The 12,501-nt window shown below is 46.8% G+C and carries 10 protein-coding genes and 3 tRNA genes; 3 read left to right on the top strand and 10 right to left on the bottom strand.

The window, feature by feature from the left end; all coding sequences use genetic code 11:
* Positions 1–8: 8 nt before the first annotated feature.
* Both D9T21_RS03220 and D9T21_RS03215 read right to left on the bottom strand, forming a co-directional pair.
* Positions 9–872, bottom strand: a complete 864-nt coding sequence (locus D9T21_RS03220; RefSeq protein ID WP_123323695.1) for an AraC family transcriptional regulator — start codon at positions 870–872, stop codon at positions 9–11.
* Between the two features lie 88 nt (positions 873–960).
* The gene (locus tag D9T21_RS03215) at positions 961–1,776 is read right to left on the bottom strand and encodes a mechanosensitive ion channel family protein (protein ID WP_123323741.1); all 816 of its coding nucleotides are present in this window, start codon (positions 1,774–1,776) and stop codon (positions 961–963) included.
* Between the two features lie 388 nt (positions 1,777–2,164).
* Between D9T21_RS03215 and D9T21_RS03210 the strand changes: the two genes are divergently transcribed.
* The 3 genes from D9T21_RS03210 to D9T21_RS03200 are packed head-to-tail and all read left to right on the top strand — an operon-like array spanning position 2,165 to position 4,159.
* Positions 2,165–3,076, top strand: coding sequence for a methyl-accepting chemotaxis protein (locus D9T21_RS03210; RefSeq protein ID WP_123323694.1), 912 nt, complete (start codon positions 2,165–2,167; stop codon positions 3,074–3,076).
* Positions 3,077–3,109: 33 nt separating this feature from the next.
* Positions 3,110–3,313, top strand: coding sequence for a hypothetical protein (locus D9T21_RS03205; protein WP_123323693.1), 204 nt, complete (start codon positions 3,110–3,112; stop codon positions 3,311–3,313).
* A gap of 48 nt (positions 3,314–3,361) precedes the next feature.
* Entirely contained in the window at positions 3,362–4,159 is a 798-nt protein-coding gene (locus tag D9T21_RS03200) for a nitrate- and nitrite sensing domain-containing protein (RefSeq protein ID WP_241155611.1), read from the top strand.
* A gap of 8 nt (positions 4,160–4,167) precedes the next feature.
* On the opposite strand, the gene D9T21_RS03195 is transcribed toward D9T21_RS03200, so the two are convergent.
* From D9T21_RS03195 to uvrY, 8 genes are all read right to left on the bottom strand, one after another.
* Positions 4,168–6,042: a GGDEF domain-containing protein gene (locus D9T21_RS03195; protein ID WP_123323691.1), complete on the bottom strand. Its 1,875-nt coding sequence runs from the start codon at positions 6,040–6,042 to the stop codon at positions 4,168–4,170.
* Positions 6,043–6,240: 198 nt separating this feature from the next.
* Entirely contained in the window at positions 6,241–8,199 is a 1,959-nt protein-coding gene (locus tag D9T21_RS03190; protein ID WP_123323690.1) for a glycoside hydrolase family 97 protein, read from the bottom strand.
* Positions 8,200–8,428: 229 nt separating this feature from the next.
* Positions 8,429–8,515, bottom strand: a tRNA-Leu gene (locus tag D9T21_RS03185).
* Between the two features lie 46 nt (positions 8,516–8,561).
* Positions 8,562–8,635, bottom strand: a tRNA-Cys gene (locus D9T21_RS03180).
* Positions 8,636–8,689: 54 nt separating this feature from the next.
* Positions 8,690–8,765, bottom strand: a tRNA-Gly gene (locus D9T21_RS03175).
* Between the two features lie 220 nt (positions 8,766–8,985).
* A complete protein-coding gene (gene pgsA, locus D9T21_RS03170) occupies positions 8,986–9,555 on the bottom strand; it encodes a CDP-diacylglycerol--glycerol-3-phosphate 3-phosphatidyltransferase (RefSeq protein ID WP_123323689.1) in 570 nt (189 codons plus the stop codon).
* Between the two features lie 98 nt (positions 9,556–9,653).
* Positions 9,654–11,471 carry an excinuclease ABC subunit UvrC gene (gene uvrC, locus D9T21_RS03165; RefSeq protein WP_123323688.1) on the bottom strand — a complete coding sequence of 606 codons (1,818 nt, stop codon included), beginning with the start codon at positions 11,469–11,471 and terminating at the stop codon, positions 9,654–9,656.
* Positions 11,472–11,487: 16 nt separating this feature from the next.
* Positions 11,488–12,126, bottom strand: coding sequence for a UvrY/SirA/GacA family response regulator transcription factor (uvrY, locus tag D9T21_RS03160; protein WP_123323687.1), 639 nt, complete (start codon positions 12,124–12,126; stop codon positions 11,488–11,490).
* Between the last annotated feature and the right edge of the window lie 375 nt (positions 12,127–12,501).

Below are 12,501 nucleotides of genomic sequence, written 5' to 3'. Positions count from 1 at the left end.
ATTTTAAATTATTTGCTTAATAACAGCAGGATATGGGACTGAGCTTGATGATAAGGCACCTCAGGGTAAAAGCTGAGTCGTTCTACGATCACCGGAAAATCACCGGCTTGTTCATTATGCTGAGCGAGAAAGTCGGTGGCTATGAAGTTAACCGCTGCTTCCAGTACCTTCTCACCTCCGGTTATTTCCAGGCTGGCGTAGCGCCCAGTTGGGATAGTATCGAAACGCATGTCTTCTTCCAGAGCTACCTGTTTTGCAGGCCTTTCGCAGGCCAGGTCGAAACAAAACGCTTCTGGCGCAACGGTAGTAGGATCGTTATGCAAAAAGTTAAACGTACGGTATTGGTCGGGCGGGAGCTTATGTTCCCGACGCCAGCCGATAAAATGTTGAATACTGCCATTCAGCCCGGCCGGATGACCGTTATGCCGAAGTACGCAGACCTCCAATGCAGGCAAAGAAATTATGGAGACTTGGGCGTTAAAATCGTCTTGTGAAGGTACTGGCATAGTACTAGGTTCCTCATTCCATTGGTGTAAGTAAGGCTGTAACGGTGGCGTTATAGTGACTTGTTGCGCTTTAAACTGAGTTGGCGTGTAGCCGGTTACCCGTTTGAACGCCCGGCTGAAACTGTCCGGGGATTCATAACCACAGTCAAAAGCAATGTCGGTAACCGATAACCAGGTTCGGTAAGACAGCAAAAAGTAGCCACGCTGAAGGCGGATAAGTTCGTTTAACTTCCCCGGACCCAGTCCAAGCTTTCGCTGGCACAAGCGTTGAAAATGGCACGGACTATAGCCGGCGACTTTAGCCAGTCGATTGAGCGAAATACTCTGATCATGATGGGTTTGGAGATAATCCAGTACGTGTTGCACAGCTGCGTACCTGCCTTAACTAACTGTTGGTAGAGCTAGCCTATCAAAGCTCAGAGCGCCCTGCCCGACAGATATTGCGATAGCAAGCTTAAAGCATTCTGACTTCCCGCTGCGGGAAGGGAATATCGACATCAGCTCGCTGTAACGCTGCAAAGATGGCTGCATTTAAGGCATAACGAATTTCAAAATGACGATTTGGATCGGCCCACACCCGTACCCCAAAATTAATGCTACTGTCGCCAAAGCTGTCTACGCCGATGGCCGGAGCCTTCTCCTCCGACAAACCATCTACAGTATTAACTGCTTCGGCAATTACGCGGGTAACGGTTTCGATATCACTGGAATACGCCACGCCAATCTCCAGCTCTATAAGCATTTGGGTTGCTGAGTTATGCAGGATCTCGCCGACTATTAGTTTGTTGGGGATTTGAATAGAAACGTTATCTTCGTTGATCAGAATAGTGTAAGGCAGCATTACCTTATCCACCACGCCGGCCACACCACATACCTGGATGGTATCACCAACGACAAACGGCCGGGTAATAATGATGGTAAAGCCTGCTGCATAGTTAGCCAGCATGCCCTGAATGGCCAGGCCAGCGCCTAAACCTACCGCACCAACGGCCGCAATGAGCGGTGTTACGCTTATACCAATATTGCCCAGCGCGATTATAATCACCAGGCCCAGAACAATCAGCTTACTCGCACCACCGGTAAAGCGGCTCAGCGTAATATCAATATTACGCCCCACCATCATGTTCTCAACGACATTGCCAATTTTGGCGGCTATCCACCAACCAACCAGCAATATAACCAGCGCACCAGCTATCTGAAAGCTGTAGGTAACGGCATATTCAATGAGAGTATCGTAAAGGGCCTGGGCTTGTTGTAATTCTTCTTGCATGAGAGCAGATTCAGCAGGGTTAATATATTTCAGAGCATAAACAACAATCTGGTGCTTCACAAGCTCGCAAGTAATGGCCAATTTTTAAATAAGAAATGTGTTAGAAAACTCGTGCAATTACTTTAATCAGGTGGAAATAGAGAATATCCATTCCTTCCGAATAACACTACTTTGGGGCAAGATTGACCATTATCGGTGCATTTTGCCAGCTCAACTCACTTACCCCCTTCATTTTCATCACTTCTTTTGGCTTAAAATGCTGGTCTTTAGTTTGCAAGTTATTATTTTGTAATAATGAAAAGTAGCTACACTGTAATAGTAGCAAATCAGCTATTTTTACTAGCGACTACGCGCCAAGCGAATGGATTGATGACCAGAAGGATTAGGCATGAAAACACTGATTGAATCACCGGCTTTAGTGCTGATCAAAGCATTTGGCTTAAAGCAGGCGGCTTTTTTAATAGTGTTATGTAATCTCGCCGGGTACGGGTATGTTGCCCTGACACCCGCGGCTAGTGTACCGGTAACCCTGGTTTGCGGGCTATTGATGACCTGGCTGGTTGCCTCGATGCTGACCTGTTTACTTGATGAACTGTTTATCATTGATGCCCTGCTAGCCGACGCCAGTAGAAGCCATAATGAATTTGAGCTGATCACCAGAGCACCACGCATCCTGACCAATCACATGAAATCGGTCTTCGATTTAACTAAAGAAATTTCACGGGAGCGGGACAAGCTGGAAGAATATTTCTCCGAAATGAAATATTCCTCACTACAAATGATAGATTCAGCTAACAAGGTATCGGTAAATGCTACCGAACAATCGGCCGCTACCGAAACTACCGCGGCTGCAGTCAATGAGCTCACGGTATCGCTGGGAGAAATTGTAGAAAAATTCACCCTGGTAAACCAAGCGGCCGAACGAGCCAGCGATTTTGCACATCAGGGCTCACAGAATATTGCCGACCTGGTTAGTGAGTTTGCCCTAGTGCAACAAGAGGTCGCGCAAACACAGCAAGCGATAATAGAGTTAGGTCAATCCGTGGAAGCAGTTCTGAGCCTGACCAGCGCGATTCAGAGTATTGCAGAACAAACTAATTTATTGGCACTGAACGCCTCCATTGAAGCCGCCAGGGCCGGCGATATGGGCCGCGGCTTCGCAGTCGTTGCCGATGAAGTGCGCAACCTCGCTGAAGACAGCCGTAAAACGGCCGACAGCATTAGTCAGCGAATGGCGGAGCTAGATAGTCAGCGCATTGAGGTGGCCGAAAAAATGCAAAGTGTCACCAGCCACTCGTAAATATGCTCAGACAAAGCAAACAACGCGGCCGATATGCTGGCACAGATTGAAAACGAATCTGAGAATTCAAAATCACAGGTCATCGAAGTCTCAGCCTTCGCCACTCAACAAAGTAAAGCAACTGAGGAAATTTCAAAAAGTATTGAACGTGTAGTAGAAGGCGCCATGGAAAATGCCATCATTGCTCGTCAGACTTCCACCGTTGCCGATTATCTGCGTACCCTTACAACCCGCTAGGAGAAGCCAATCATCGCTGTTATTTCAGGGATGATTATCTTGTTGTTTGTGTTGGTGGGTATTCAGCTATCCATTTCCAGAACACAACAAAAAGCAAACTTCAGAGCGACATTGAAACTGGTCGCCATTATTAAGCGCATCATTGGCCTGAGTCAGAAGCACCGGGGGTTAACCGCCACTTACCTGCAAGGCAATCAAGCAGTAGCGGGTGAGCTTCACGAAATCAGGCGCAACATTGAGTTGCTCATCAGTGACGCTAACCAGATTGGCCTGACAACCAGTGAAGCGCGCTGGGAAGCCTACCTGGATCACTGGCGACGCCTCGAATCGACCAGTATGCAACTTAACCCACCAGAGAGCTTTAAACAGCATACCAGCCTGATTGAAACCTTGTTGTACCTGTTACAGGACGTGGCCGAACACATAGAGTTTGCCGAGACCGATCAGTCTGTGAATGAGGCGCACTTTTTATGGCGGGAATTTCCTCAATTGGTGGAATATATCGGCCAGGCCAGAGCTGTTGGTGTAGCTACCGCAACCAAAGGGGAGTCCACCCAAATCGATAAGGTAAAGCTGGGCTATCTGTGCGAAAAGATAAATCTGATGAGTGAGACCGTGTTTAATAAATTAAACCAAGTGGCTAAGGTATCTGAAAGCGGCCAGTTAATTCAGGCCAGACAAGCCTGCCTGCAACTGGTAAGCCTGATCAATGAACAGCTGATTCAACCCGGTAAAGTGAGCATTGCTAATCAGGACTACTTCGCCAAAGCCAGTCATACCATGGACCAATGCAACACCCTGTTGGATAACGAGCTGTCAGCGATTGTTACCCGGTTTAGTGACTAACTGCCAGCTCACACCGGCTGCATAGCCCCCTGGGGTAGAATTGTACGCCCTCTACCCTGATTTTTGGCGGTGTAGAGTAATGTATCGCAATGGGCGATTGCCTTATCGATATCTTCATAAGTGCTGAGCTCAACTAGTCCGCAAGAAAAAGACACGGCAAATTCCTCTTCCGTGCTCTGCCAGGAGGTAACAGCATGCAATGCACTACGAATATCATCAATCACTTCTTGTGCCTGGTGCACAGTGGTGTCTTTTAACAATAGCAGGAATTCTTCTCCGCCGTAGCGGCAATACTGGTCGGTACTGCGTAATCGTTGGCGGATAAGCTGGCTACACTTAACCAGCACTTCATCACCGGTTTGATGGCCGTAGGTATCGTTAACTTTTTTGAAGTGATCGATATCTAGTAATGCAATACAGTTACCTTTACGAGCTTTAGTAAATACCTTGGTCAGCAAATTAAACATAAAACGTCGGTTTGGCGCGTTGGTAAGCGGATCGATATAAGCTAACTGATGGATCCGTCGTCGCTGCACAAACAACCAGGCTGCCAGAGTGCCAACTAATAGCGCTACCAGTAGCACTATGATCGTTTTGAGGTTAGCGGTTTCTATGGCTTGCTGCTGAGCAATATTATTTGCTTTTAATTTTTCGAAATTGACCAACTCGATGTCGGCCTGCATGCCTCGGCTCAGTTTATCCAGCCGGTTATTTAAGGCGTTTAATAGCTTATCGCGCTCTTGCCTGACCAATTGATAACTGGCCTTAATTGCCAGCTCTGTATCACTGTTAAATTCGGCTAAAAAGCGTTCCAACTCAGTAACGTGTTTAAAATCGGTCAGATTAAAGTGGCGTTTATTTTCAGCCATTACCTGTTTTAGTTGCGTTAGTAATGCCTTTGCAGCTGGCATATCCCTGCGCAAACCGGCTTCCATGGTATTGACGGCGAGCATTCTGGCTTCATCAACCACATCCCAGTCTTTCGGTTTTGACGACAATTTGGCCATACCGAGTAATTCAAAGGCTTGTTGCAAATCGCCCGGTTCCCCGCGGCGCGCATAGACCGACACTTTGGCCAGCAACGCATAGAGCTGCGCCGATGGATGCTCTTGCTGAGCTACAATCTGTAGTTCATCAGCATAATCAAGCGCCTCGTTATATTTCCCCAGATGACTGGCTAACTGGACCATTAAAAAATAATCGCTGCTGTGCATCATTTGCGGAGACGTTTTCGATGCCAGATCAAAATAGGCCTTGCCATATTGGTAAGATGACTCATAAGCCCCTAAGTCATAAAGGATGGCAAACAGATGAAAGAGGACAAACTCCTTATCGAATAACAGGCCATACATGTCATTACCGTTATTGACCTGTATTTCAGGTAGCGCGTACATCAACTCTTCCAGCGCGTTTAATGAATCCTGTTTAAAATCCAGATATAAAACCGCCAGCATACTGGCAACCTGAGCAACAGCAACCTTGTTGCCGGTAATTAATAGTTCCTGCTTAAGCGCCTTTAGCTTGGCTTCATCCTGTTCAATAAAGCCCGTCATGAGTGAGCGTGCAGCCGCGTAATAAATCTCATCAGTGGCTTTTAGTGTTTGCCAGTCTGCTTCAGATGGAGACTCAATAGACTGCCACGGGGTATATTGCGCCAAATCCGGCTGCCCCTGAACATAAATATAACGAAACACGCGGGCAACTGGCGTATTCGCAGTCAAAAGATCGGTTTGACGGGCTGCATCAATAAATTCTGCAGTATCTTTATTTCGATACTGAAAGAGACCGGAATACTGGTAAAGCGACGGCTCAGCCTCTGCGGCCTGAACAGGAGGAAGGGTTAACAACAAAAAACAACACGCGAAAACCTTAGCTTTAAACACAAAAATCCCTTTAGTGCGTTAACGACAAACTAATAGGGTTAATTTACCTTTAAGACCAGATAGATGCAATTACCAAAAAATCATTATTGCGCTGGTCGTCAGCAAGAAAACCTGACGATAACTTTTAAAATAACAGCTGAACCACGATGCCCGTTGCTACGAACATCGTGGAGATATTTGAAGTGTTATGAGGGTTTGCTATCTGGCAACCAGCACAACACCGCCCTGACCTTTTAATGACAGCATCATACGGCCATTTTCAGGTACGGTGACTGTTTTGCTTTGCGTTTTATTGTTTGCGTTATCAAATAATAGATGCACTGATTTTCCGGCCAGCATAGGCAGATTCACAGACACTTCTTTGGCATCTTTCTCGCCATTTACCGCTACTACATACCAATTGCTGCCCTGCCGTCTGGCAAGTACAACGTGCTTACCTGGATAACCATCGACAAACTGGGTTTCATCCCATGTCGCTGGGACTTCGCGAATAAAGTCGAGCACATGCTCAGGTTGCTCATTGAGGTTATTAGGCGTTAAGCCAAAATGCTGCACCGGCGACTGATACAGCACACTGGTTGCCAGTTCGAAGGTATCGGTGGTAGAACGAATAGTGCCTCGTTCCTGATCGCGGGATAAACGGTCATTTAAAAACACCGGCGCAAAATCCATGGCGGCAACGGTATTACGCGTGAACGGCAGCATGGTGGCGTTATAGGCATGCATATCCAGCGAGTTTTGGTTAAACACCAGATTTTCCGACGCTAACACAGCTTCTGAGGTAACGAAGTTGGGGAACATGCGCTCCCATCCACGGGGTAACGTACACCCATGAAAGGTAACACCAATGCCGTAATCGTTAGCGTCTGACAGGATCCCTTCGTAAAGGGCCATGGTGGCTTGCTTATCACCACCAAAGAAATCAACTTTAATCCCTTTTACGCCAATTTTTTGCAGCCAGGCCATTTCCTGTTTTCGGGCGATAGACGTATTCATTTTGTCCTGAGGCGTTTGTGGCGCATCGTTCCACCAACCGTTTGAGTTATACCACAGGATCACCGCTACGTTTTTATCCGCAGCATACTGCACCAGCTCTTCCATTTTATCCCGGCCGATACGGGCATCCCACCAGTTATCAATCAGCACATATTCAAAATTAAGTTCGGCGGCCATATCAATGTATTTGATCTGGTCCTCGTAGTTAATGCTGTTATCCTGCCAGACAATCCAGCTCCAGGTTGCCCTACCCATCTTGTAGTCTTCAGATGGCTCATATAATGGCTTTACCACATCATAGCTCACTGTTGTCTCAACAATGGGCTCTAAATCCTGCCCCACTGTAATGGTGCGCCAGGGAGTGGTTGCCGGTAATGCCATAGAAGCATAGGTATCGCCAATACCTGCATTTTCACCGGGTTGCGGAAAAGCAATCTTATAGATCCCTTCAGCATTGCCCTCACTAAGTCGAGAGCCTACATAATGGCTGTCTACCCCTGTTTCAGACAGTAATACCCAACCCTTATCGTCATTTTTAAACAGCGCCGGAAAAGTATAACCAACACCATTTGGAGAGGCTTTGGCCATCGACTCATCGTAGGTATACCCTTCTTCGTAACTGGGTTTAGTGCCATTCCAGCCTGTCATAGGCAGGGCCTGGTGAGTGATAAAAGTCGTTGCATTGTTTGGCAGGTTAAAGCTGGTGGCTTCACTGAGTACCTTAAAGCGGGTCGCTTCATTATTGGATACCACGTGGAAACGCAGTGCGATGTCGTTATCAGACACCTGGAATATGATGCTTATCTCATCCCCTTTTGCGTTAAGAAAGCGACTGGTTAAACCGTTGGCCTCATAAGTGACCTGGCTGACTTTTGCTCTGTCGAGCTCATACTGTTCCAGAATGGTGTTACGTTTGCTGTCGATATAAGTAAGGTTCTGACTAAAATCACCAATAGAACTGTTCAGACCCAGCGGTGAGCTTTCCAGAAATACTTCACCCTTATAGGTAACAGAATAATGGGGTTTACCTTTTGATAGTGACAATGAAACGGCGAGTTGATTATCCGGCCCTTTAATTGTTTCCAGTAGTTCAGCCAACGCCGTCTTGGGCGCAATAACGGTTGCCAGGCAAATCGGCAATATCATTCCGTAGCGTTTCATTGTGTATCCTGTATTAGTTAGCAATTCATCCTTATAAAGCTATCATAATACAATACTACATTAACAATTTAATAACTAATCAGATCTGATTTTACCTGTTATGAAAAACAGTATTTGGAGGCGTCTTAAGCAAACGAAAAGAATAGAATCAAAACACTACAATCCAAACACGATGCTGAATAACAAGGTCTGCTTAATTTGTAAGTCAGGGAGAAGAAAAACTTTGAAATGGTGCCCGGGGCCGGACTTGAACCGGCACGCTGTTACCAGCGAGGGATTTTAAATCCCTTGTGTCTACCAATTTCACCACCCGGGCTTGGGTTGCACTGCTGTGCTGGTGCGGGCTGGTTGCCCTTAAAAAATGGAGGCGGAACCCGGAGTCGAACCGAGATCCACGGATTTGCAATCCGCTGCATAGCCATTCTGCCATTCCGCCTTTGATTGCGTTGTGACGAGAGGCCGTCTACTGCAAACGCAACATTCGAGAAATTGGAGCGGGAAACGAGATTCGAACTCGCGACCCCAACCTTGGCAAGGTTGTGCTCTACCAACTGAGCTATTCCCGCTTTGTTTTCTTGCTGGTTACTTACCGGAAGGTTCACTTACCTGTTGGTGCAAACTCTGCTGAGTTGCTGTGTTCCGTTCTAGTCAGTATGTCCTGCTTCGAATGTGGGAGGCATTTTACTTGCCCAAGCGAATGTGTCAACAACTAAAAAACTCATTCGCCGCTATTTTCGCCAAAAACGAATTGTTTGGTCATAAATCCGTCATTTAGCTCAAAAAATACTAATTCTTCAGGCCAGACAGATGCGGCCACGCTGCTTTTGTGTAGCTAATCATTGACCACACCGACAGCCAGGTAGCGATATACAGTAAAATGTAACCCAGGGTTACCCAGTAAATCGGGAAGCCCATAAACTCTTCCAGGCCCGACAATAAACCAATTAAGGCCAACATTTGAGCGGTGGTCTTGGCTTTACCGATAAAGGATACCTGTACTGTATCGCGCACGCCCTGGGAACCCATCCACTCTCTTAGCGCTGAAACGTAAATTTCACGCACTAACAGTAAAATAGCCGGCACGGTAATCCACACCGAATCGTAAGAATGAGTAATCATTAATAACGCGGCAGCCACAATGAGTTTGTCGGCGACCGGATCTAAAAATGCACCAAAAGGAGTTGATTGTTGTAACTTGCGAGCCAGATAGCCATCAAACCAATCGGTAATTGCCGCAAACCAGAAAATGAACGCTGCGGTTTCTTTTGCCCAGCGCCAGTCCAGAAAATACACACATACAAAAATTGGAATAAGAACTACCCGGATTAAGGTAATTACGTTTGGGATCGTCCACATAAACTACTCGGAAGGGTTTTCCTTTATATTGCGACTATTGTCACACGATATAACCTATTAAGAAACTGCCAATTGGATTTAATATAAGGGCATTCTTATTAATTATGCAAATGGTCGTAAATCGTTTCGGCCAGTTCGTCACTGATCCCCGGCACACTGGCAATTTCATTACGGCTGGCTTTTTTAAGCCCCTGCAGGCCACCCATGTATTTAAGCAGTGACTGTCGGCGCTTGGCCCCTACTCCGGGAATAGATTCCAGGGAGCTGGTTGTTTTAACCTTTTGGCGACGGTTACGGTGGCCGCTGATAGCAAATCGGTGCGACTCATCACGAATATGCTGAATTAAATGCAACGCCGGTCGGTCGGCATTAAGCGGGATAGTGTCGTGAGTATCAGCCAGAATCAAGGTTTCCAGACCTGGCTTACGGGTAGTCCCTTTAGCCACACCAATCAGCAATGGTTTTTTGTCGTGTGGCCAGTCGGCAAAGAAATCTTCGGCCTGCCCTAACTGCCCTTTACCACCATCGATAAACAGAATGTCGGGAATTTTTTCGGCATCCTGCACGTTTTTATACCGGCGTTTTAAGGCCTGAGCCATGGCGGCATAGTCATCACCTGGCGTGATCCCTTCAATATTATACCGGCGATAATCACTCTTTAGTGGGCCTTCACGGTTGAATACCACACAGGACGCCACGGTTTGCTGACCAGAAGTGTGGCTGATATCAAAACATTCCATACGCTGGATTGGGTCGTCCCATTCAAGGGCTGACTCTAAATCAATATAACGAGCAAATACCGACTTTTGCTGGCCATACTGGGCATCCAGTGCATTTTGAGCATTAGCCTGCGCCAATTGAAGGTATTGCTTTTTCTCTTCTCTGGCGCCGCGGTAAAACCGCACTTTATGCTTCGCTTCCTGACTCAGCAGATCGGCTATGGCCGCTTCATCTGAAAGCCCCTGAGGAAGCACGATTTGTTTTGGAATAATCTTATTACCGGCCAGATAAAACTGCAGCAGGAATGCTTCGAAAATCTCGGACTCGGTAGTAGTTGAAGGTATCTTTGGGAAAAATGCTTTACTGCCCAGCAATTGGCTATCGCGAATAAACATCACCTGGATACAGGCCATTCCGCCCCGATAGGCAAAACCAAAAATATCCATTTCGTCCTGGGTACCAGCCACCCACTGGCGCTCCTGCACTTTGCGCAGTGCACCTATCTGGTCGCGATACCGGGCCGCCGCCTCAAAGTTCAGCTGCTCACTGGCGGCTTCCATCTTATCGGCCAGAGAATTAATCACCTGCTGGTTCTTCCCTTTCAGAAACAGCCGCACCAGTTGCACCTGTTCGGCATACTCTTCATCACTCACATAGCCTTTTACACAAGGAGCTGAACAACGTTGCATCTGATATTGCAAACACGGGCGGCTGCGAGCACGGTAGTAGCTGTCTTCACACTGACGCACCGGAAACAGTTTCTGCATGGTACGCAGGCTTTCTCTTACCGCCCAGGCACTGGGATAAGGTCCGAAGTATTCGCCCTTACGCTTTTGTGGTCCGCGGTGAAAATCCAGTCTGGGATGTTCATGAGCTGAGAGAAAGATAAAAGGATAGGACTTATCGTCACGTAACAGTACGTTATAGCGTGGGCGATATTTTTTGATGAAGTTATTTTCGAGCAGAAACGCTTCGGTTTCGCTGTTAACCACCGTTACATCCATGCGGGCGATCTGACTGACCAGGGCGATGGTTTTGGGATTATCCAGGTTCGCTTTAAAGTAGCTGGAAACCCGGTTTTTCAGGTTTTTGGCCTTGCCCACATAAATAACTTCATCAGCGGCGTTGTACATACGGTACACGCCGGGCTGATGAGTTAACGATTTGAGAAAAGCGTTAGAATCAAATTCTGTCATTGAATCCTGTCAGCAACTACGACAGTTCAATAAGCTTATGGCGTAATGCCAGGTGGGTTAGCTCAACGTCGGTGCTGATTTCTAGTTTATCGAACAAGCGATAACGATACGTGTTTACGGTCTTCGCGGCAATATGCAATTGCTCGGCGATATCCGGCACCTTCTGGCCACGAGTTATGCGAATGGCAATATCCAGCTCACGCCCGGATAAATCGCTGAAAGGATTATCGTTATCCGGCGACAATTTGCTCATTGCAATGCGTTGGGCAATTTCCGGGCTCAGGTACTTCTGACCAGAGGCCACTTTGTATATCGCATTTATCATCTCTTCCGGCTCGGCGTCTTTAGTTAAAAAACCAAAGGCTCCCGCCTGTATTACCTGAGATGGGATAGGATCTTCTTTTTGCATGGAGAGGCCAATTACTTTAATGCTCTCACCAATGCGTAAAATTTGGCGTGTGGCTTCAAGACCACCAATGCCCGGCATATTTAAATCCATTAATACAACGTCAGGCGCAAGCTTCCTGCAGTTCTTTACGGCTGATTCACCATCTTTTGCTTCACATACTACAGAAAAGTCGGCGACATCCTCAAGAATACGTCTGATACCCGTTCTCACCAGGTCATGATCATCTACTAGCGCTATCTTGATCATGTATTACTCACTTCGGCTATTTTAGTCATTATTACTGAAAGGTGTCCTGTACCCCGCTCGTCTCTCACTTACTTCGCGAGCAATTGCACCTTTTCCTGTGCCAATACAGCGCATATTAATCAAAAACACCGGTAAAGGTAAGCCTAAATAGATGTTAATTTCGCTGTATGGGTATAAATCAGACGATAAAACCGAGACATTAATTATGGGAAGACGTCTTAGGCTATATTTAACACAGCGAAGACCGTTGGGAGCAGATTCGTTTAGTTATTTTTTGTTTCAGGCAATAAAAAACCCGCAACGTGTGCGGGTTTCTCAAATATGGCGGAGAGTGAGGGATTCATTCGCGCCGTCCATGGCGCTCACCCTTAATAA

Origin of the sequence: Marisediminitalea oceani (assembly GCF_003731635.1) — a bacterium.
Taxonomy (GTDB): Bacteria; Pseudomonadota; Gammaproteobacteria; order Enterobacterales; family Alteromonadaceae; genus Alteromonas; species Alteromonas oceani.
This window is presented reverse-complemented; position numbering and strand designations above follow the sequence as displayed.